The organism is Bacillus sp. FSL K6-1366 (assembly GCF_037976695.1).
GTDB lineage: Bacteria > Bacillota > Bacilli > Bacillales > Bacillaceae > Bacillus > Bacillus subtilis.
This window is the reverse complement of sequence record NZ_CP150268.1, coordinates 3,741,280-3,763,356: the sequence shown is the minus strand read 5'-3', so window position 1 is coordinate 3,763,356 and position 22,077 is coordinate 3,741,280. Positions and strand designations below refer to the sequence as shown.

The 22,077-nt window shown below is 43.6% G+C and carries 21 protein-coding genes; 4 read left to right on the top strand and 17 right to left on the bottom strand.

Translation table 11 applies throughout. The features are described 5' to 3' along the window. Positions 1-17 precede the first annotated feature (17 nt). From murG to MHI44_RS19705, 12 genes are all read right to left on the bottom strand, one after another. Positions 18-1,109 carry an undecaprenyldiphospho-muramoylpentapeptide beta-N-acetylglucosaminyltransferase gene (gene murG, locus MHI44_RS19760; RefSeq protein WP_029317768.1) on the bottom strand — a complete coding sequence of 364 codons (1,092 nt, stop codon included), beginning with the start codon at positions 1,107-1,109 and terminating at the stop codon, positions 18-20. Positions 1,110-1,229: 120 nt separating this feature from the next. Then, a complete protein-coding gene (spoVE, locus tag MHI44_RS19755; RefSeq protein WP_003244810.1) occupies positions 1,230-2,330 on the bottom strand; it encodes a stage V sporulation protein E in 1,101 nt (366 codons plus the stop codon). 60 nt (positions 2,331-2,390) lie between these two features. Further along, positions 2,391-3,746 carry a UDP-N-acetylmuramoyl-L-alanine--D-glutamate ligase gene (gene murD / locus MHI44_RS19750; protein WP_029726512.1) on the bottom strand — a complete coding sequence of 452 codons (1,356 nt, stop codon included), beginning with the start codon at positions 3,744-3,746 and terminating at the stop codon, positions 2,391-2,393. Continuing rightward, a complete protein-coding gene (mraY, locus tag MHI44_RS19745) occupies positions 3,747-4,721 on the bottom strand; it encodes a phospho-N-acetylmuramoyl-pentapeptide-transferase (protein ID WP_003232192.1) in 975 nt (324 codons plus the stop codon). It lies immediately after the preceding gene. Between the two features lie 111 nt (positions 4,722-4,832). Then, entirely contained in the window at positions 4,833-6,317 is a 1,485-nt protein-coding gene (locus MHI44_RS19740) for a UDP-N-acetylmuramoyl-L-alanyl-D-glutamate--2,6-diaminopimelate ligase (RefSeq protein WP_003245326.1), read from the bottom strand. Between the two features lie 175 nt (positions 6,318-6,492). Next, positions 6,493-8,433, bottom strand: coding sequence for a stage V sporulation protein D (locus MHI44_RS19735; protein ID WP_003245048.1), 1,941 nt, complete (start codon positions 8,431-8,433; stop codon positions 6,493-6,495). A 116-nt stretch (positions 8,434-8,549) separates the two neighbouring features. Further along, positions 8,550-10,703 (bottom strand): penicillin-binding protein 2B, encoded by a 2,154-nt coding sequence (pbpB, locus tag MHI44_RS19730; RefSeq protein WP_080121159.1) that lies wholly within the window; start codon positions 10,701-10,703, stop codon positions 8,550-8,552. Then, positions 10,700-11,053, bottom strand: a complete 354-nt coding sequence (gene ftsL / locus MHI44_RS19725) for a cell division protein FtsL (protein ID WP_003232200.1) — start codon at positions 11,051-11,053, stop codon at positions 10,700-10,702. The genes pbpB and ftsL overlap by 4 nt, the downstream gene beginning before the upstream one ends. A 39-nt stretch (positions 11,054-11,092) precedes the next feature. Beyond that, positions 11,093-12,028: a 16S rRNA (cytosine(1402)-N(4))-methyltransferase RsmH gene (rsmH, locus tag MHI44_RS19720; RefSeq protein ID WP_161477005.1), complete on the bottom strand. Its 936-nt coding sequence runs from the start codon at positions 12,026-12,028 to the stop codon at positions 11,093-11,095. 69 nt (positions 12,029-12,097) lie between these two features. Further along, on the bottom strand, positions 12,098-12,529 hold the full coding sequence (mraZ, locus tag MHI44_RS19715) for a division/cell wall cluster transcriptional repressor MraZ (RefSeq protein WP_003221402.1): 432 nt from the start codon (positions 12,527-12,529) through the stop codon (positions 12,098-12,100). Positions 12,530-12,654: 125 nt separating this feature from the next. Then, the gene (gene bshC, locus MHI44_RS19710) at positions 12,655-14,274 is read right to left on the bottom strand and encodes a bacillithiol biosynthesis cysteine-adding enzyme BshC (RefSeq protein ID WP_003245571.1); all 1,620 of its coding nucleotides are present in this window, start codon (positions 14,272-14,274) and stop codon (positions 12,655-12,657) included. 70 nt (positions 14,275-14,344) lie between these two features. Then, positions 14,345-15,241: a 2-dehydropantoate 2-reductase gene (locus MHI44_RS19705; RefSeq protein WP_339202558.1), complete on the bottom strand. Its 897-nt coding sequence runs from the start codon at positions 15,239-15,241 to the stop codon at positions 14,345-14,347. A 159-nt stretch (positions 15,242-15,400) separates the two neighbouring features. On the opposite strand from MHI44_RS19705, the gene MHI44_RS19700 reads away from it, so the two are divergent. Continuing rightward, positions 15,401-15,883 carry an N-acetyltransferase gene (locus MHI44_RS19700; RefSeq protein WP_014476736.1) on the top strand — a complete coding sequence of 161 codons (483 nt, stop codon included), beginning with the start codon at positions 15,401-15,403 and terminating at the stop codon, positions 15,881-15,883. A 56-nt stretch (positions 15,884-15,939) separates the two neighbouring features. Here the strand turns inward: MHI44_RS19700 and gerR are convergent, their stop codons facing one another. The 3 genes from gerR to MHI44_RS19685 form a co-directional block, all read right to left on the bottom strand. Next, positions 15,940-16,521, bottom strand: coding sequence for a sporulation specific transcriptional regulator GerR (gene gerR / locus MHI44_RS19695; RefSeq protein WP_044052536.1), 582 nt, complete (start codon positions 16,519-16,521; stop codon positions 15,940-15,942). Positions 16,522-16,666: 145 nt separating this feature from the next. After that, on the bottom strand, positions 16,667-16,846 hold the full coding sequence (gene rpmF / locus MHI44_RS19690) for a 50S ribosomal protein L32 (RefSeq protein ID WP_003154457.1): 180 nt from the start codon (positions 16,844-16,846) through the stop codon (positions 16,667-16,669). A gap of 21 nt (positions 16,847-16,867) precedes the next feature. After that, complete coding sequence (locus tag MHI44_RS19685; protein WP_014479718.1) at positions 16,868-17,386, bottom strand: DUF177 domain-containing protein; 519 nt, start codon at positions 17,384-17,386, stop codon at positions 16,868-16,870. A 27-nt stretch (positions 17,387-17,413) separates the two neighbouring features. On the opposite strand from MHI44_RS19685, the gene MHI44_RS19680 reads away from it, so the two are divergent. Next, positions 17,414-17,599 carry a hypothetical protein gene (locus MHI44_RS19680; RefSeq protein WP_003232215.1) on the top strand — a complete coding sequence of 62 codons (186 nt, stop codon included), beginning with the start codon at positions 17,414-17,416 and terminating at the stop codon, positions 17,597-17,599. Next, on the top strand, positions 17,596-18,843 hold the full coding sequence (locus tag MHI44_RS19675; protein ID WP_339202557.1) for a nucleotidyltransferase: 1,248 nt from the start codon (positions 17,596-17,598) through the stop codon (positions 18,841-18,843). Before MHI44_RS19680 ends, MHI44_RS19675 begins: the two co-directional genes overlap by 4 nt. Before the next feature lie 16 nt (positions 18,844-18,859). On the opposite strand, the gene ddcP is transcribed toward MHI44_RS19675, so the two are convergent. Together ddcP and MHI44_RS19665 are read right to left on the bottom strand one after the other, a co-directional pair. Continuing rightward, the gene (ddcP, locus tag MHI44_RS19670; RefSeq protein WP_014476730.1) at positions 18,860-19,885 is read right to left on the bottom strand and encodes a protease DdcP; all 1,026 of its coding nucleotides are present in this window, start codon (positions 19,883-19,885) and stop codon (positions 18,860-18,862) included. A gap of 1 nt (position 19,886) precedes the next feature. Then, on the bottom strand, positions 19,887-20,669 hold the full coding sequence (locus tag MHI44_RS19665) for a patatin family protein (RefSeq protein ID WP_003232221.1): 783 nt from the start codon (positions 20,667-20,669) through the stop codon (positions 19,887-19,889). Positions 20,670-20,849: 180 nt separating this feature from the next. Between MHI44_RS19665 and spoVV the strand changes: the two genes are divergently transcribed. Next, on the top strand, positions 20,850-22,076 hold the full coding sequence (gene spoVV, locus MHI44_RS19660) for a dipicolinic acid transporter SpoVV (RefSeq protein WP_029726517.1): 1,227 nt from the start codon (positions 20,850-20,852) through the stop codon (positions 22,074-22,076). The last annotated feature ends 1 nt before the right edge of the window (position 22,077 follow it).

Below are 22,077 nucleotides of genomic sequence, written 5' to 3'. Positions count from 1 at the left end.
TTCCATTTGCTTTTCTACTATTTTTTTAATTCCTCGAGTACGCTGTATAAACGGGCAGCCGCGTCAGGAACACCGAGTGACTTTGTTCGTTCGCTCATTTCCTTTAACGTTTGCTCATTCAGTACAATCCGGTCTAGCGCTTCAATCAGCTTCTCCCCGCTGAGCTCTGTTTCTTTCAGTACAATCGCCGCATCATGCTGGCCAAGAGATCTCGCATTGACCTCCTGGTGATTCGCTGTCACATATGGACTTGGGATCAGAACACTTGGGATTCCGAGAGCAGTAATTTCGGCAATCGTTGTCGCACCGGCTCTGGCCACAATGACATCAATGGCCTTTAAATACTCAGGCATTTGATGAAGAAACGGCTTTGTGACCATATTATCAGCGGCACCCTTGCTTTTCAGCTCATTCATTACTTTTTCATAGTGAACTTCACCGGTGATATACAGCACTTGATAGTCTCTTGTTTTCAGCGCATCCTGCATGTCAATGACAGCGCGGTTAATCGGTGCAGCGCCTCGGCTTCCGCCGAAAATTAAGACCGTTTTTTTGTCTTCAGAAAGCCCAAATTCAGCCAATGATCGTCCCGTCTTTATTGAGACGACTTCAGAGGCTCTCGGGTTTCCCGTAAATACAACTTTCTCGCTAGGAAAATGTGATTTCGCTTCTTCAAAACAAATCGCTACTTTATTAACATATTTTGAAAGAAACTTATTCGTGATGCCCGGCAGGCTGTTTTGTTCGTGGACAATAGTCGGAATTCCCATTTTCGCAGCGGCATAGACAACCGGCCCACATACATAACCGCCCGTTCCAATTACGGCATCGGGCTTAAATTCCGCTAAATACGATTTACTCTTTTTGACGCCCTTCAGAAAACGCATCACAGTCTTGACATTTTCAAATGACAATTTTCTTTTAAATCCTGTAATTTCAATTGAACGAAACGGTATATTCTCCCGCTCAACAATTTTTTTCTCCAGCCCGTTTTCTGTTCCGATATATAAAAATTCCACATTAGGATGACGTCTTTGCACTTCTTTAATAAAAGCAAGCGCAGGATAAATATGTCCCCCTGTACCGCCTCCGCTTATTGCAATTCGCATTTCTTTTCCCCCAGTCTAAGTTTCTCTATAACATAACGATAACCCTGTTTTGTTGGACAGGGTTATCGCATCAATTGTTTCCAAGCTTCATGTTAGACAGGAGGCTTGGACATACATTCGTTAATACCTCGAGTAGCGGCTTACATTCAGCAGCACACCAACTGCCATCAGCATTAGAGTCAATGAAGAGCCTCCGTAGCTCAGAAACGGGAGCGTTATGCCTGTTACAGGAATCAGGCCCGTGACTACGCCGATATTTATCATGACTTGAATGGCAATCATTGAAATAATACCGACTGCGACAAAGCTTCCGTACAGATCAGGGGCACCAAGCGCAATTCTGATTCCTCTCCACAGCAGGACGCTGAAGAGGAGCAAAATAAGTGTTCCCCCGATAAAGCCCAGCTCCTCTGACAAGATGGCGAAAATAAAGTCTGTTTGCGGCTCAGGCAGATAAAAGAATTTCTGTCTGCTTTGTCCGAGCCCCATTCCGAACAACCCGCCGGGCCCCACTGCATAAAGCGATTGAATGATCTGAAATCCGCTTCCGAGCGGGTCTTCCCATGGATTTAAGTATGAGGTAATCCGCTTAATCCGATATGGAGCTGATAGTACGAGCCCGACAAATCCGCTGAGGCCGATCAGTCCGAGAAAGACGAAATGGGCGATCCGCGCGCCGGCTACAAAAATCATGACAATACAAGTTCCGACCATTACTGTCCCCGTTCCGAGGTCAGGCTGGCACATGATAATCAAAAATGCTGAAAACACGATGCCAAGTGCAGGGACGAACCCCCGTCTGAACGATGTGATGTTTTTTTGTTTTTCAGAGAGAAATTTAGCAAGGAATGCAATCATCGCAAGCTTCATAAACTCTGAAGGCTGTATGCTGAATGCTCCGACTCCGATCCAGCTTCTTGAACCGTTCCGCACCATTCCGACGCCCGGTATCAAAACAAGCACCAGAAGGAAAAAGCAGATAACCATCAGCAATTTGGACCATGTCCTCCAAGTCCAATAATCGACATTCATGATAAAAAACATAGCAATGACGCCGATTCCCGCAAACAAAAGCTGCCGTTTCGCGAAAAAGAATGAGTCGTCAAATTTATAATCCGCCCATACCGCACTCGCACTGTACACCATAATTAATCCGATTGTTAATAATAATAACGTAATGATGACCAATAACAAATCAGGCGATGTTTTTTTAGTAGTCAAAGCAATCGACACCCCAAGCTTAAAGTCATTAGGGCTGCCGATTTACTTCAAGACAAGCCCTTACTTAAGCATATGCACGGCATCTATAAACATGTCACCGCGTTCTTCAAATGTTTTGAATTGATCCCAGCTCGCACACGCGGGTGACAGCAGGATGACATCTCCTTCATTTGAGAGCGCAAACGCCGCAGATACTGCTTGTTCAACATTATCGACACGTTTGACATGTTGTATTCCCAGTTCATTGCCGAGTTTCTCGAGTTTTGGCGCCGTCTGGCCAAATGTAAGCACTGCTTTGACATGCTTCATATAAGGTTTCAAGTCATCAAAACCATTTCCGCGATCCAGTCCGCCCGCAAGCAGAATGACCGGCTTATCAAAAGCTGAAAGCGCCTTGCTTGTCGCCAGAATGTTTGTTGCTTTACTGTCGTTATAAAATTTGCGGCCATTCACAGTTGTGACATATTGGAGGCGGTGCTTCACACCAGTAAAGCTTGTCAGCACCTTTTTAACCGCCTCATTGGATGCTCCTGCCGTTTTCACAACTGCAATAGCTGCTAAAATGTTCTCCAGGTTATGAGCACCGGGCAGTACAACCTCTTCCAGAGGAAGAATGGCTTCGCCGTTAAACATAATCATACTGTCTTTTACATATGCGCCCTGTTCAAGCGTTTTGCTGACTGAAAATGGGACGATTTCGGCTTTTCCGGCTTCAGCAAGACGCACGACGGTTTCATCATCCTGGTTGACAATAGCTTTATCTGAAGCAGTCTGATGAAGGTACACTTTCTGTTTCGCTTTTTCATAGTTTTCGCGCGTATGGTGATAATCCAGATGGGCGTCAAATACATTTAAAATCAGGCTGATTTCCGGTCTGAAAGCGTGTGTTCCCATCAGCTGAAACGAAGACAGTTCAGTAACGATCCATTCATCTCCATCAGCATGATAGGCAACCTCACTTGCGACTGTGCCGATGTTTCCGGCAATCAGTGCTTTTTGCGAGCCAGCTTTGAGCATTTCGTAAATTAGCGTTGTCGTGGTCGTTTTACCGTTCGATCCGGTAATCCCAATAAACTTGGCGCTGGTCAGGTAGTAAGCGAGCTCAATTTCCGTCCAAACCGGAATGCCTCGTTTCTCCGCTTCCTGAACCATAATATTTTCATAAGGAATTCCCGGGTTTTTGATCAGAATCGTGATTTGATGCTGATCGAACAGAGAAACTGGATGCTCTCCGCAAACAACTTCGATTCCTTTTTCAGAAAGCTTTTGTGCCGGTTCATTTTCTTCAAAAGGCTTTTGGTCATTGACTGCAACATAAATGCCTTTTTCATGAAGAATGGAGGCCGCCGCATATCCGCTTTTCGCAAGCCCAAGGATTAAAAAATGCTGTTTCTGTAAAAATTGATCATTTTCCACTTATAACCACACCTCGATGTAAATTCCTAAAACGGCAAGCAAAAGTCCCGCAGCCCAAAACGTCACGACTACTCTCCATTCAGACCAGCCGACAAGCTCATAATGGTGATGAAGCGGACTCATTTTAAAGATTCGTTTACCTGTCGTTTTAAAGCTGATGACCTGCAAAATAACAGATAATGTCTCGATAACGAATACACCGCCGATGATAACCAGCAGGATCTCTAATTTCGTTAAAATGGCAATGGTAACGATTGCTCCTCCCAATGCAAGCGATCCCGTATCTCCCATAAAAACTTTGGCCGGATGAGCATTAAATACAAGGAAGCCCAGAACTGCACCGACAACGGCAACTGAGAAAATCGCTACGTCATATTGAGACTGATTCCATGCCAGAATGGCAAAGGCGCCAAAGGCAATCGCCGCAGTACCGGATAATAACCCGTCAAGGCCGTCAGTCAGGTTAACTGCGTTTGATCCGCCGACAAGCATAAAGAGCACAAGGATAAAGTAAGCCCAGCCAAGATCAAATGATAAGTCAGTTCCAGGAATGCGAATATCCGTCGCAAAATTGTAGTAATGATACACGGCGTAAAATACAACTGCAATAATAATTTGTCCGATCAGCTTTTGCTTTGATGTCAATCCAAGATTGCGCTTCATGACAACCTTGATGTAATCATCTAAAAAGCCAAGCAAACCGTAGCCTAGCGTAACAAACAGAAGCAGCACCATTTCGGGGCTTATTTCTGAAAACTTCTGTGTCATAACAATTGTTGTCACTATGATAGAAAGTATGATCATGACCCCGCCCATTGTCGGTGTCCCTGATTTTTTCTGATGTGATTTCGGTCCTTCTTCTCTAATACTCTGGCCGAATTTTAATCTTCTTAAAAACGGAATAAGAATCGGAGAGAGCAGAACACTAATTAAAAACCCCATTAAAATTGTAAACAGAATGACTTGCTCAAGCATTGTCCTTTTCTCCTCCTGTTTCTTTCAAACGACATACGTAGTTATCATATTCATGATTTTTTTCCATATGAAAAATCTTTTCAAGCTCCATTATTCAGTAACATCTCTTTCCTATGAATTCGTCTTATTCTTATTGAGTTCAACAATGGCTCTCGCCGCTACTTCAGCATCATCAAAATCGAAAGTTTCATTTCCGATCTGCTGATAGGTTTCATGTCCTTTTCCGGCAATGAGGACAACGTCGCCTTTTTTGGCATTGGCAATTGCGAAAAAGATCGCCTGCTCGCGGTTTGCAATACTGTGATAGTATGCGTTCTCTACTCCGGCTTCCATATCTCTTAAAATCGCGCGAGGATCTTCGCTTCTCGGGTTATCTGACGTGAAAATCGGCTCGTCAGCCAGCTCCACAGCAATTTTAGCCATTTTCGGGCGCTTCGTCTTATCTCTGTCTCCTCCGCAGCCGACAACGACAAATAGCTTTCCTTCCGTCATGTCTCTGCATGTCTCCAGCACATTTTCAAGGCTGTCCGGTGTGTGCGCGTAGTCTACAATGACAGGAAACTCCTGCTGCTGATTGACCAATTCAAAACGGCCTCTTACACCATGCAATTCTTCAACAGCCTCAGTGATGATTTCAAACGGTATGCCTGCTGCAATACATGTCGCAACAGCGGCCAGCACGTTATACACATTAAATTGTCCGACGAGAGACATCGTGATGTGCTTCGTGCCTTTGTTTGTCACGAGATCAAAGCTTGTGCCCTGTGCAGTGATACTGATGTTCTTCGCCATCACATCAGCATCGTTTTTAATTCCGTATGTAGAGATATGCGCAGCTGTTACCTTTTCAAAATAAGCGCTCGCCTCATCGTCAGCATTCAGGACGGCACGCTTTGGATGTTCATGGTTGAAAGCCCCGCCAAGTTGGGAAAAGAGCAAGCTTTTTGCATGCCGGTACTCATCCATCGTTTTATGATAGTCCAGATGGTCCTGTGTTAAATTCGTAAACACGGCAATATCATAATCACAGCCATGGACGCGTCCTAAAGACAAAGCGTGGGAAGAAACCTCCATGATTGCAGTGTCAACGTGCTTGTCATTCATTTTCTTAAACGTTTTCTGCAGCGTGACGCTTTCCGGAGTCGTGTTTTTAACAGGAAGTGTTTCGTCTCCGATTTTCATATACATTGTACCGATCAAGCCTGTGCGTTTTCCCGCTTTTTTCAGAATCTCATCGACCATGTGGGTCGTTGATGTTTTGCCGTTTGTCCCTGTTATCCCAATCAGCTGAAGCTTCTTCGTCGGCTGTCCGTAAAACGCATCAGACAAAACGCTGAGCGCGCGAAGTGACTGCCGGACAATAATAACAGGAACATTCACATCGACCTCTCTTTCTGCCACAATAGCCGCTGCACCGTTTTCTACTGCTTTTTGCGCAAAATCGTGGCCATCCACCGTATACCCTTTTACACATACAAAAAGACTCCCTTTCTTTACTTCCCTGGAGTCCATCTCAATTGAAGTTATTTCAGGGTCTTGTGAGTCGTTTACAGAAGGTTCGGTTGTTAAGTATGTAAGCAGCTTTGTAAGTTTCATCGTATCAAACCTCTCAACATTCTAATTCGTTCTTTTTATCATTGAAGTCACATCAAATGATGTGGTAATGATTTTAAGCATACAGTTCATATTTTAGCGTAAATAAAAGGATACATCCAGCTAATCTTGAAAGATATCAGCATTTTTTCTGCAATAAAAGAATAGGCAGCCCGAATCAATCGGCTGCCTCCTTTTCATCTTCTTCAGTCAAATACACGCGTATCTTTGAGCCTTCTTTTACTTTCGTTCCGGCAGCTGGCGATTGTTTAACGATTTTGCTCCCTTTCCCGGAAGCATCCACATTGAGATTCACCAATAGTGACTCAAGATCTGAGACAGACATCCCTACAACATTCGGAACTTCTATTGTTTTTGTGTCGTTCCATTGGTATTTTTTCTCGATTTGATTTTTCCGGGGCTTCACACCAAGTTCCGGCAGACTGTCTCTCATAATATTTCCGACAATAGGCGCTGCTACCGTTCCGCCAAACTGAATCGTGCCTTTCGGGTTATCCACCGCAACGTAGACGACTAGACTCGGATCATCAGCTGGCGCGAAACCGATAAATGATACAATATGGTTGTTTTCAAGATATTTTCCATCTTTAACCTTTTGTGCAGTTCCCGTTTTTCCTCCGACACGATATCCTTCTACAAATGCATTGCGGCCGGTTCCTTCTGCGACGACGCTTTCTAGAGCATAGCGGATTTGTTTGGATGTTTCCTCAGAAATGACTTGTTTCTTTGCGATTGGTGATTGTTTTTTGACCGTTTTCTTCGTAACAGGATCGATCCATTCCTTTGCAATATAAGGTGTATAGAGCGTTCCTCCGTTTACAGCGGCGGATACTGCTGCAACCTGCTGAATCGGCGTGACGGATACTCCCTGTCCGAAAGCCGTAGTTGCTTGCTCCACCGGGCCCACTCTCTCAAGCGGGAATAAGATGCCTGTTCCCTCGCCTTGGAGATCAATCCCCGTTTTTTGTCCAAAACCAAAGTCTTTGATATATTTGAAAAGCTTTTCCTTTCCTAAGCGCTCGCCTAATTCAACAAACCCCGGGTTGCAGGAGTTCTGCACAACTTCCAGATACGTCTGCAGCCCGTGCCCGCCTCTTTTCCAGCACCGCAGTCTCGCTCCGTCCACTTCAGCATGCCCTTTATCATAAAATTGATCCCGTTTCAAATTTACTTTTTGCTCTTCAAGGGCTGCTGCAAGTGTAATAATTTTAAAGGTAGATCCCGGTTCATACGTGCTCCATACTGGCAGATTTCGATTGTAGACGGACGGATCAACAGATTGGTAATCAGCAGGGTCGAAGTCAGGCCTGCTAGACATCCCCAAAATTTCTCCGTTTTTCGGATTCATGGCTACGGCAATCATGCCGTCCGGATGATATTTGGCCTCAGCGTTATCAAGCTCTCTTTCCATTATCGTCTGAACCTTTGAATCAACTGTCAGCTTCATATCAAGCCCATCCTTAGGCGGCGTATAGTCATCCGCTTCATCAGGCATCTTCTTCCCCTTGGCATCTGTATAAAACTTAACAGAACCTTTTTCCCCTTTTAAATCATCGTCGTAATAGGCTTCAAGTCCAAGGAGCCCTTGGTTGTCAATTCCTGCAAATCCAAGCACATGAGATAAAAAGCTGCCGAACGGGTAATGACGGATACTGTCCTCCGCAACATACACACCTTTTAAATCAAGCGCTTTGATTTCTTTCGCCTTCTCATTTGAAATTTTTCTCCCTTCAGGAGTGATCTTTTCGATTGACGCTTTTTTTGTCACATGTTTATATACTTTTTCTTCTGACATATTGAGCACCGCCGCAAGCTGCTTGCTCGTTTTCATCGGATTCTGAACTTGGCGTGGCACGACGAATACGGTCGGCGCACTTTTATTTGTTGCGAGCTTCACACCATTCCGATCCAGAATCTCGCCTCTCTCCGGCTCAAACGGCAAGTTACGGCTCCAGGAATCTTTCGCCAGCGAAGTCAGTTTTTCGCCCATCACAAACTGAACATACCCCAGCCTTGTATCAATGATCAGAAACACGATCACGCCAAAAAGCAAAACAAATAATAAACGTTTTCTAACCGTTACATTCGAGACGCGCAAGAGACCGTTCACTCCTTATTTAGGCTTGTTTCATTTTATGCCTGAAATTGGACAGGTAGAACGCTGCTCCTCTGAAGGCATAAAAAAAGAAAGCCTGCATAACGCAAGCTTTCTTTTTAATCAGGATTTTTAAACTTAACCTTGATTACGGTTTTGTCTTTGATTTCTTTGTCTTTCTTAACACTTTGGCTGACAGCGTAGCCTTGTCCGCTTACTTCAATATGAATTCCCGCGAGCTCGCCGTACTGCAGAACCTCTCTTCTCGACCAGCCTGTCATATCAGGCATTTTGATTTTGCCGCCCGTTTTCAGGAAGACCTTTTGATTGGTGAGAACTTCCTCATCCGCTTTCGGATACTGTTCTTTTACAGCGACATCACTGCCGATGACAATTGGTGTGAGATTCTCCTCTTTTGCTTTCTTTTGAGCAGCAGCTACCGTTTGATCTGTTAAATCAGGCATTGTCTGCGCTTTTGTTTCTTCCTTATCTGAGTCAGATTTTTCAGTTGGTTCGATGTTTAGGTAGTGCAGGCTATTTTTCATTGTTGGATTGAAGATTTCTGATACTGGATCTGAACTGCTTTGTCCTGCTTTTAGTTGCGGCTGCTGTACAGCCACATAAATTAAAAGCTCAGGATCATCTTTTGGCGCCATACCCATAAACGAAAAGATATAGTTATCTGTGCCGTCTAAATATCCGCCTTTACCGGCTATTTGCGCAGTACCTGTTTTCCCGGCAACATCAAAACCTTCGATTTTATATGCTTGCCCTGTTCCGATTTTCGACGTAACAACTTCTCCCAATATATCCCGCACCTTTTTCGCTGTGCTTGCAGAAATTGGGGTTCCGGCTGATTCCGGCTTATTTTGATAAATAGTTTTATCTTTATCGGGATCAACGATATGGTCAATCACATAAGGTTTCATCATTTTGCCGTCATTTGCAATTGCCGTTGCGGCCTGAATCTGCTGAATTGGTGTGACCGCAGACGCTTGGCCATATGCAGTTGACGCCTTATCAAATTCATATTTAAAGTTGATTTTGCTGGAGACTTCTCCTGGCAAATCAATACCTGTTTTCTGGTAAAAATTGAATTTGTGCAAATATTGATTGAGGCGGTCATATCCCAGCTTTTCTTTCGCCAGTTTCGCAAAAGCGACATTCGACGACCTTAGGACGCCGTCATGATATGTTGTCGGACCCCAGCCTACACCGTTATTGTGATCCTTAACAGGTGCTCCGCCAACTTCAAATGTCCCTGATTTATATTTTTCGTTCGCATTAAACACGTTTTCCTGCATCGCAGCAGCAAGTGTAAAGATCTTCATCGTGGATCCGGGCTCATACGCATATGAAATCAAATCATTATAGTAGTTTGTCACATCGCGCTTGTTCGGATCAAAGCTTGGGCGCTGTCCCATGGCAAGGACTTTGCCCGTTTTCGGATCGACAACTGCGGCCATGATTTTTTTCGGATTATACTTTTGCGCCACTTTTGTCATGCTGTCTTCCAAAAAGGTTTGAATTTTCTGGTCAATGGTTAAATATACATTGTCACCATTTTTTGGCGCTGTAATTTTATTTTTGCTGTTCGGGAGCTCCCAGCCGGATTTGTCGCTTTCATATGTCACATATCCGTCCCGCTCCTTCAAATACTTATCCAGCACTTTTTCTAACCCCATCGCGCCGGAAATTTCATTTGTGTCTTGATCAACCTCGGCATAGCCGATTAAATTGGATGCAAAAACACCGTTTGGATAATAGCGTTTTGTATCCCGTAAAAATGAAATGCCCGGGAGTTTCAGCTTTTCGATTTTTTGCTTTTGCGAATACGTAATATCCCGGCCAGCTGAGCCAAACTCGACTTGTTTTGCATCCTCCTTATTTAAGATATCAAGGATGTCGGCCTTGTCCAAGTTTATCACTTTAGACAATGCTTCTGCCGTTTTTTCTTTGTTTACAACATGCTGAGGATGCTTGACATCAGTGGTCATTTTTTTATCGAGAATCGCAATCAGTTTATACGTCGCTGTGTCCTCTGCAATGACTTTTCCTTTTCGGTCTAAAATCGAGCCGCGGCTCGCTTCGATGGTCCGTTTCTTTTCATGCTGCTCTGTCGCTTTTGTCGCAAGCACTTCGCCGTTCGCTTTTCCGGTTATTTGAATATATGCCATTCTCCCCAGGATGACAAAGAAAAAGAGAGCGAAACAAATACTTAGAATCGCTGCTCCTCTATTCATAAATTTATTCTTTTTTGGCATTTGAATCATTCCTGTATGTTTTTCACTTTTTTATCTTTTAAATTCAAGCCGTTCTTTTTCGCAATGTCCATAATGCGCTGCGGTTTGCTTAAATCAGCAACGCTTTTTTCGAGGTCACCAATTTGCTTATTTTCGGATGAAATTTGCTCCTCAAGCTTTTGCACCTCAATATTGGTTTGATATGCCGCATACGCCTTCGATACGATCAAAAGCGATACGCTGAGCACCGCCGCAGCAAAGAGGACAAGAAGCACTTTTTCTCCGAGAGTAATGGAAGCCCTTTTCTTGACAATCACTTTTTTCTCAGGACTGATCGCATGCCGCTGCTGTTTCTCTGGTTGGTAAGCTAAATTGCTCATAGGCTGATGACCTCCTTTTAATTTTGCGTTCGCGTTTCGTTATTTTCTTTTTTCAGCAATCCGAAGCTTGGCAGAACGAGCCCGGTTGTTCTCTTCAAGCTCTTCTTGAGATGCCGTAATCGGTTTTCGTGTGATGAGCTTCAGCTCCGGTTCAAACTCTTCCGGTATAACAGGAAGTCCCGGAGGAAGTTCCGGAAGCGACGACTTTTCTTTAAAAGTGGTTTTGCAAATTCTGTCTTCTAGCGAGTGGAAGGTAATGACTGATACCCTGCCCCCTGGCTTCAGAACCTCAATTGCCTGCTCCAAAGCTTCTTCAAACACCCTAAGTTCATCGTTTACGGCAATTCTGATTGCCTGAAACACGCGTTTAGCGGGATGTCCGCCGCTCCTTCTCGCTGGAGCGGGAATCGCGTCTTTTATTAGATCGACCAGTTGGCCCGTAGTTTGAATAGGAGACTTCATTCTTGCCTCCTCAATTTTTCTGGCGATCTGTTTACTGAACTTCTCTTCTCCGTATTTAAAGAAAATACGGACGAGATCCTCATAGCGCCACTCATTAACGACTTCTTTCGCCGTAAGCGTAGCCGACTGGTCCATCCTCATGTCCAACGGTGCGTCATGATGGTAACTGAATCCGCGCTCCGGTGTATCCAGCTGCGGAGAGGACACCCCTAAATCAAATAAAACACCGTCTACTTCTGTAATGCCTTGTTCATTCAAACATTCTTTTAAATACCTGAAATTGCTTTTAATCAGAATGAGCTGTCCTTTATAGTCGGACAACACTTCTTTAGCATGCTGTAATGCCGTATCATCTTGGTCAAAAGCGATTAAACGCCCCTTCTCGGATAACTGCTGCAATAAGTATGTACTGTGCCCAGCTCCGCCGAGTGTGCAGTCTACATATGTACCGTCCGGCTTAATATTGAGTCCGTCTACGGTTTCACGAAGAAGTACTGTCTTGTGTTGAAACATATTGTGTTGGTCCCACCTTTTATCAGGATGAATTGAAATTGCTTTTAGAGTGTTATACACGAAGAATCATTATATATCAAACCCAATCATGTTTTCAGCAATTTCAGCAAATGAATCTTCTTGCTCTTCTGTGTATTGTTCCCAAATTACTTTACTCCACAATTCAATTCGATTAGAAACCCCGATAACAACACATTCTTTTTCCAGTTTGGCGTAATTCAATAGAGATGATGCGATATTTACCCTGCCTTGCTTATCCAGTTCGCATTCAGTCGCCCCTGAAAAGAAGAAACGGGTAAACGCGCGGGCATCTTTCTTTGTGAGAGGAAGAGCTTTTAGTTTTTCTTCAATTTGTTTCCATTCGTGCATAGGGTAGCCGAAGAGACATTGGTCAAGTCCTCTAGTCAGCACAAATTGCTCACCTAGGCCTTCTCTGAATTTAGCGGGTACGATCATGCGGCCTTTCGCATCGATGGTATGCTGATATTCACCCATAAACATGATCTCTTGCCCCACTTTCTCTCCTTAACTCACCACTATTCACCACTTCGCTCCACAACTTCATTTTACACTGTTTACCCATAAAAAAAAACCCTGAACTATTCAGGGTTCTTTAAAACTTTATTTCAAAGTTTGACAACTTGATGTTGATTTTGAAAAGAAAATGGCAGATTCTTGAATGTCGTGAAGAATTTTGGACCGTACCTGTTCAAATAATACATGATATTCCAAATCCGTTCCTGCGGCGCAAGCAGCGGCTTAATGCTATTTTGAATTCTTTCATAATCCTTCAAGACGTAGCCTTCTTTTTCTTCAATTCGCTTCATCACCGTGCGCTCTAAGAATTGAAGCTGATCCTGAATAAAAGCGGCATTTTTCAGAAGTAAAGGTTCCAAGCTTTGATCAACCTTTAACGCCTCCTGCCGGACCGTTTTGTGAATCGCTTCAATTTGGCTTTTCGCCTGATCCATCACCGCCGTAAACTCTTCCGGAATCTGGCGCTCGAAGTATGTCTCTCTTTGATTCTCCGTTCCGCGCTCAATCGCGTCTTGTAATGAGATATTCCGTTCAGCCAGTTTTTTCTCAATATGCCGCTCAAGTATCGTAATGTTCAGCCTTGGCATGACAGGAGGCATTTTGAAGCCCATCACCGCAAATGCCTGTTTGAGCTCGCCCCAATAATTGATTTCCCCAGGCCCTGCAATAAATGCTAAAGTCGGAATGAGAAATTCCTGCATTAACGGTCTCGTTACAACATTGTTGCTGAAACGCTCTGGATGTTCTTCCATATGTGTATGAAGTTCATCCCTCGTCCATCCTAGATCAAGCTCTTTGATGACAAATCGGCCGTTATCTTTTTCAATTAAAAAACGCTCATCTTCGTATTCATAAAACAGATTCGCCTGCTCTTTTCCGGACTCGATAATCGGTTTGTAGCCTGCTTGACGCATGAAGGCCTGCTGATCTGATACAGCCCGGGCGAGTTCATCATTTTCTCGAAGAATCTTTTGGAACATGGCCGTTTCCAGCTTTTTAATCCCCGGATCCCCAGAATTTAATAAAACTAAGCCCTCTTCTTGGAACAAATCCGCGATCAGCAGTTCAAAGAAGTCAGTAAACGTAACAGATTCCCTTAAACATCGTTTCACATTGTCGAGAAGTGTATTCGTATGGTCTGTTTCTTCAAAAGCGGCAAAAACATCATCTATCCACGCGGCACACTTTTCCTGATCAAGCGATGTACTCGCTGCTGATGATTTCTTCCAATAAGACTGAGGCAGCTTTTTTTTCACAGGCCCATTCTCTTCAGATGTGTGAACAAAATTAATCTCATCCAAATCGTGGTCTTCTCCAGCCACCCAGAAGATTGGTATGACAGGCACTTGCAGTTCCTTTTCTTGTTGCTTTGCTAAAACAATGATTGAAATGATTTTATGTATGGTGTAAAGCGGTCCTGTTAAAAGTCCTGCCTGCTGTCCGCCGACTACAGCGGCACTTGACGGGTCCTTCAGCTTCTCAATAGCAGACTGCATCGCACTTGAACCGAATTTATTATGGTAAGAGGTTAAGTACGCCGCCAATTCCTCTCTTGCGAAAAACCGGGAAGATAAGTCTTCCAGTCTTTCGCGCCACATGTCCTTATGATGAATACTGTAATCAAAAAAAGAAGACATTTCTTCTTTGCCATCTATATAGTGCTGTACAAACACATTCTGATTTTTGATGGAAAGTTCAGTTAGCTGCATCTTCTAGAACTTCCTTTCTCCAATAAATAGTTAGTGATCCGAAATGAGTATAGCATGTTACCGAAAAAGCTCAAAAGACTTTGTTTGTATTTCGCTCCAATGCTTTGATGCTGCCATATAAAAACTCTAGGTGGACGGCATCAAGACCTTGAAGATTTGCTTCCTTCAATAAGTATCCGATAATGGCGTCAGCTTCCGTCTGCCGGCCTCCAATGACGTCAACCAGCATTGATGAACGATTCTCTTTCGTTTGCCCACAAACGGCCTGAACCCGCTCCCAAGCCTTTTCTTCATTTTCAAGTTTTAAAATGCGGCATGCCTCCTGAAATACCAGCTTCATAAAAGCCAGATAAGCTGGCGTTGTCAGCAGTTCTCCATTTTTCACCTGCAATAACGCAGTTAAAGGATTAATACACGCATTTACAATCAGCTTGCCCGTCAGCAGACGGTACCAATCCGTCTCATAATAAATCGGAAAATCCGAATGGTTATGCTGAAACAAGATGTTCAGCCGGTCTGGTTCAGCATCGTCGAACGCGCTCCATTTTATCGCACCTAGGCCTGTATGATCAACAGCTGTATCCGATTTTCTTACAGCTCCGTGCTCAACAATTCCAACATAAATGGAATGGCCAACGTGCCAGTCTTTTAGGTCGTGGATATGCCCCATGCCGTTTTGCAAAAATAATATATTCGTCTTCCCGATCCGTTCAAGCGACGAAAAAACAGATTGAAGCTGATGCTGCTTCACTGTCACGACAAGCAGGTCAAAGTCCGAATTGATACTCGTGTCCGCACTGCAATCAGCCCTGAATTCCTCCCCGCCTTTATAAAGCCGGATTCCTTCAGACTGAATGGCCGCAGCCTGTTCTTGCCGCCTCGTCACAACAGTCACGTCGTGATAAAGTGACAAATAATAGGCGCATAAAAGACCGACGGAGCCTCCGCCGATAATTCCAATTTTCATGATGTCACACCCAATTTAGCATTTACGTATTATCATAGCAGAAGTAAGAAGAAATTACTTCTCAAAGATCCCATGTGCTTAAAATTAAAGTTTAAATATTTGGATTTTTTAAATAAAGCGTTTACAATATATGTAGAAACAACAAAGGGGGAGATTTGTTTGACAAAGGTAGAACGTCTGCTTATCAACTATAAAACGCTGGAAGAATTCAAGAAATTCAAAGAATACGGCATTCAGGAGCTTTCAATGCTTGAAGAACTTCAGGATAATATTATTGAAAATGACAGCACCTCGCCTTTTTACGGGATTTATTTTGGCGATAAACTTGTAGCACGAATGAGTCTGTATCAAGTTAACGGCAAATCGAATCCCTATTTTGACAACCGCCAGGATTATTTGGAGCTGTGGAAGCTTGAGGTTCTTCCGGGCTACCAGAACAGGGGATACGGGAGAGCCTTGGTTGAATTTGCAAAATCATTCAAAATGCCGATCCGGACAAATCCGAGAATGAAATCAGCGGAATTTTGGAACAAAATGAACTTTAAAACTGTTAAGTATGATATGGCGAGGGACAAAGGGGAAAACCCGCTCATCTGGCATCCTGATATGGATCACGAAATGACACCAGGAGAGTCTGCATAGAAATCAAAACAACCGGCCTATTCTTACTATAGGGCCGGTTCATTTCAGGCGTTTCTTTACGTTTCTTGAGCCGCTTTTTTCATTCTTCCGTCTTCCTTCGAAACAACCATTTTTCTGGCCCGATCCATGATATCGATCAGTGCCTTGTAATCCTCTTCTGTCATCTCTAGCTGATTCCGCAATGTCTGATTTTCACTCCGCAAATCCTCAAGCTCTTTTTGCAGCGATTGGATTTGCTCCTTCAATTTTTCCCTTTCAAGCTGAAATTCTTGTGCAGACGGCGCTTCTTTGAATTGTTCGAGAAATTGGATGACTTCCTGAATGGACAAATCTCGTTTTCCTTCCGACGATGCCGAGGCAGTCTGCTTCATGGAATTCGGCATATTGACCGAATGAACGCCGATTTGCTTTCTCAGTTCTTTCCTTTGCTTTTTTGCAAGCTCTATACCTGACTGGTATTGTTTTCTCACATACGAGTTCCACCTGAAACCACAGGCTGCCGCGGTTCTGGTCAGCGCCCTTCCAACCTCCTCAAAGGCTGAAAGCTGTGTTCCTCCCTCTCGAATATGACGAAGCACCACTTCTGCCAGCAGCAAATCCTCATCCTGAGTCCAAGCATCTTGTCTTGTAATGGTCAAATTCAATCTCCCTCCATGTCAGCTTATTTATCTCATACATATGCCGGTAATAGATTAGATAGACTATTTGCACTCACAAATTTTCCGCAAGCTGACAGGAAGAGAAAAAGAAAAAGCGCAGGGCTTTCACCCTGCGCTTTTCTCATTAGTTACTTTTTACATTTATGTCTTTGCCGTTGTATGATCCGCATGCTTTGCATACACGGTGAGACAACTTCATCTCTCCGCATGACGGACATTCTGTCATACCAGGTACATTAAGTTTGAAATGTGTACGGCGCAATCTTTTCTTCATTTTAGAAGTTCTTCTAAAAGGTACAGCCATTATTCCCACCTCCTTAAAGAGTTAAGATTCATCATCTTGTTTTAAGAGCTTTTCAAGGGCTGCAAGTCTCGGATCAACTTGATTCTTCTTGTCTTCTTCCGAAATAACTTGCCAATCCTTTCCTTCTTGAGGAGCAGCTCCTTTTTCTTGTTCAGATTCACAAAAGATTTGCATAGGGATTTCTAAAAGAATTTCTTCTTTCACGATCGGAGTTAAGTCGATAGTATCGTCCTCAACAATGTGAACGTCATCATCTTCTATATCATCCGTGTGATGAAATATAAACAGTTCTTTTGTTGAAATTTCAAATGGATACGGGACATCAACGAGTGTTCTTGAGCATGGCAAAATCATTTCGCCTGAAATTGTAAAATCAAACGAAACCTGTTTGGATTTGATATCCGCTCTGCCCTTCACCCGGACGGGAGAAATGCGGCGAATGTCAGAATTCAGCTTTGTCAGCTCATTTAACTCAACTGTTTCATCAAACTCAAAACTTTGTTTTGGCATTTGATGCAGCTGATAAATCGTCCATTTCATTTGTATCACCTCAGGAAAGCAACAAACATGATTATAGCTTTTAAGATTGTTTTTGTCAATATTTTTTCTTTACAGCATAATGCTGCCATTGAAGTATCGTTGACAGCGGAATATGCTATGCATACACTTAAAACAAAAATAAGGCGTAAGAGTTTTCATTTGCAAATGTACCATACGTTTTTAAACATAGCAAGAAAGGCGGAAAAAATATGAAAGCTGTCGGATTGGTGGTTGAATATAATCCCTTTCATAACGGTCACCTTTATCATGCCCAAACAGCAAAGCGGCAAACCGGATGTGACACTGCTGTGGCGGTCATGAGCGGGCATTTTTTACAGCGCGGGGAACCCGCTGTTGTATCAAAATGGGCCCGAACAAAAATGGCGCTGCAAAGCGGAGTTGATCTTGTCATTGAGCTGCCTTATCTTTATGCCGTGCAAAAAGCAGACATTTTTGCACGCGGCAGTGTTTCAATCCTGAACGAACTTGAATGTGAGGCGCTGTTTTTCGGGAGTGAAAATGGGGATATCAAGCCTTTTTTAGAAACAGCACAGCTTATTGATGAGCATAAACATATATTGAATGACCGAATTAAAGAAGAACTTAAAAAGGGGGCCAGTTACCCAGCAGCGGCGGCTAGCGCCTTCAGCTCCATTTTGCATACTGAAAGTGCACTTGACTTGTCAAAACCAAATAACATTTTGGGATACCAGTATGTGACCTCGATTCTAGCCGGGGGATATCCTATGAAACCTTATACTACAGCACGCATCTCTTCGGACTATCATGATGCCGATCTCCCTGAAGGCGAAAACCATATAGCAAGTGCCACAAGCATTAGAAAAGCGATGATTGGCCAGAATCTCGAAGCCTGCCTTCGTTTTCTCCCTGCTGCATCTGCAAGTGAATTAGCAGCTTACCGCAAATCTTTCGGATTGTGGCATACACCTGAGAGCTACTTTTCTTACTTAAAATACAGCCTTTCAACTGTAACAGCACAGGAATTACAACAAGTATACGAGGTGGAGGAAGGTTTAGAGCACAGAATTCTTCGTTCGATCAGAAAATCCAGCTCTTATCAAGAATTTATGGAGCTGCTGAAAACAAAACGCTATACGTGGACAAGGCTCCAGCGGATGAATACACACATTTTAACCAGAACAAAAAAACAGGATATGCAAAAGCTGCTTGACAACGATAAGGCGCCGTATATCAGGCTTCTCGGCATGACGAAAAAAGGACAGGCTTATTTATCCGAAAAGAAAAAAGCACTGTCTGTTCCGCTTGTCAGCAAACTGTCCTCTTTCTCCCATCCAGCTCTCAATCTGGACGTAAAAGCAAGCAGGATTTACAGCCTGCCGATAGAAGAGCCGCTGAGAACTGAGTTTGACCTGCAGGAATACGGACATGCACCGATTCGATATGACGAAGATGAACAACACTTTTTAAATGTATAGAAAAAGCACCTGAGAATCAGGTGCTTTTCGCTTTCAGCTTATTCAAATAATCAATCGCATCCTGCATGGTATCAACAGGCACAATCTTCATATCTGAATCAATATCTTTTGCTGTTTTTACTGCGTTCTTATAATCGGAATTGCTGGCGCCGTTTTGATTTGGCGCGAAGAAAATGTCTTTTCCGGCTTTGTCTGCGGCGACGACTTTTTGATCAATGCCGCCGATCGGGCCTACTTTTCCATCAACATCAATGGTACCTGTTCCCGCAATATCGTAGCCTTTTGTTTCGTCTGGTTTTGTCAGCTGATTATAAATTTCAAGGGACATCATTAACCCTGCTGACGGGCCGCCAATATTTTCGATTTCAAAATCAATATCAGGCTCTACCTTCACGTTTCTGTCTGTATAAAGCGAAACTCCGATTCCTGCCCGATCCGGCTCATCAGGAAATTGTTTTAACGTAAGGGTGACACGCTTTTCTTTTTCTTCTCTTTCGATCTTTAACGTGACTTTATCTCCCGCTTTTTTGCTGCTGATATAATCAATCAGCTTTTCAGCAGACTGATAGTTTTTGCCGTCTGCGCTGATGATTTTATCACCGACTTCTATTTTCCCTTTTGCCGGCATGTTTTCTACAACTGAGCTTGCGTATATGCCGTTAAAGGAATAGCTGACTTTTTTTCCTGCCTTTTGATAGGCGGCTATAACCGCATTTTCTTGCGAGCTTTTCATCATTTGGAGCTGTCTTTTCATATACTCCTTATCTGACTCGCCTTCCTCCTTAATGCTCTCATCAGGAACAATTTCATAATAAGGGTGCATCTTTGCCCACACATATGTAAATGGATTAGCCGGTCCCACTTTAACAGTCATTAAGGACAGGCTTCCTTTTTCCGGGTAGCCTCCCTCCACTTTTATCAATGAAGCAAGCTCTGTCGCTTCTCCCGGTTTTGTAATATAGTATGGAAGTTTTATAAATGATAAAACGGCGATCAGTATGAGGATGACGAGCATCCAGCTAAAATGTTTTTTACGTAGCAAATTATGAGCCCTCCCAATTCTCTATTTCTTTTCTTATCTTGCTGATCATTCGGTTTGTCGCCTCTTCGCCTGCCGATATCATTTCTTCAATATTGGCAAACGAGCTTGAGCTGTATGTTTCAAGGGAAGGGCGAATCATGATATCTGCGGCAATTGTTTGATGCCGCACTAATTCATTTTGCAGTATATCCATACTTTGCATAATCACATCAAAAATATGCACTGCTGTTTCAGTTTTTCGAACCCTGGAAACATCCGAAGCGATGATAATATCAGCTCCCATGTCTTTCACAACAGAAACCGGAATTCGATCGACGACCGCGCCGTCTACAAGAAGGCGTCCGTCCAGCCGCTGCGGAATAAAGATACCCGGGATGCTGATGCTGGCCCTCACTGCATCTGACACTGATCCTTTTCGGAACACAATCTTTTCTCCCGTCTGTAGATCACACGCAACAATGCCTAGCGGGATTTGGAGCTCTTCAATCGGTTTTCCGAATGTATAAGCATGCACAAGCTGTCTGACGCGGTCACCTTTTAAAAAACCGAGCTTCGGCACCGTATAATCAGCATAAAGCCTTCGTTTAAAGGCTTTGGCTACTTTTTTCATCGTTGCCACGTCATGTCCGGCGGCGTAAAAACTGCCCACCAAAGCGCCCATGCTGCTTCCTGCAATCATATCCACTTCAATTTGGTGCTTATGTAAACTGGAAAGCACACCGAGATGAGCAAGCCCTCTGGCCCCTCCCGATCCTAACGCTAACCCGATTTTAGGTTTGGCCAAAGCGTTAACCTCCTGCCTGAATTCCCTGTATACCGAATTCTATGGTCTAAACTGAACCCCTATGCTCGTATATTAGTACAAAGAATCAAGAGGACAGGTACTGCTTGGCCGTTTTACATCATACATTATTTTATCATGATATACATGTCATTGGGCATTTTTAGCATCGGGGAGGTAAGAATGAACTTGTCGAAGATTAATACACTTTTGATTGCCTCATTTTTTATTTTTTTAACAGCGACTGTCATCTCACATCCACAGGCCTCATTCGAAGCCTCTAAAACCGGGCTGTCTATGTGGTGGGAGGTTGTGTTTCCGTCATTGCTGCCATTTTTTATTCTGTCCGAACTCTTAATCGGCTTTGGCATTGTGCGGTTTGTCGGTGTTTTGCTTGAGCCTTTTATGCGGCCGATCTTTCGCGTGCCGGGTGTCGGCGGCTTCGTTCTTGCTATGGGAATGGCATCAGGAAACCCAGCGGGCGCAAAACTCACTGCCCGTCTGCGGCAGGAAAATCAGATTTCAAGAGTAGAGGCAGAACGGCTCGCGTCGTTTACCAATTCTTCAAACCCGCTCTTTATTTTCGGCGCTGTTGCCGTCGGTTTCTTTCAAAACGCATCACTAGGCATTTTATTAGCTTCTGCACACTATTTGGGGAATCTTGCCGTCGGTTTAACAATGCGCTCCTATGGCCGCAAGGAAGAGCAGCATCTCAGAAGAAAGAAAACGATACCTTTCCCTTCAGTCAAAGATGCTTTACACGCTCTTCATACCGCCAGACTTGCAGAAAAACGGCCCTTAGGTAAAATTTTAGGCGACGCCGTGACGTCTTCTGTTCAAACGCTTCTTATGGTAGGCGGCTTTATTATTTTATTTTCTGTCTTCAATCGGCTGTTGTCAGTGGTCCAGTTGACTGATGTTTTGTCTGTTTTCACAAAAGGAGCACTGACTTTGTTTCAGCTTCCGACTCAATTGGACATTCCGCTTTTATCAGGGATGTTTGAAATTACATTAGGCAGCAAGCTTGTCAGCGAGACAGATGTTTCTCTTCTGCAAAAAGCCATTATCGTCAGCTTTATTCTTGGGTTTAGCGGCTTTTCCGTACAAGCTCAGGTGGCAGGTATTTTATCGGAAACCGACATTAGATTTAAACCATTCTTTATCGCACGTTTGCTGCAGGGCGTTTATGCCGCTGTCTTCGTCATGCTTTTATGGAAACCTCTTTACACGGCATGGCATGATCCATATCAGTATGTATTTAAATCTCTTAACAGCAGTGACATGCCAACTGCCTTTATAAATGGCTGGAATCTGCTTGTGCAGATCGGACCTGCTGTCACACTATGCGCGCTGTTTACGTACATTATCATTTTTTCTTACAGACTGACAAACGGAACAAAAAAAGGATGAG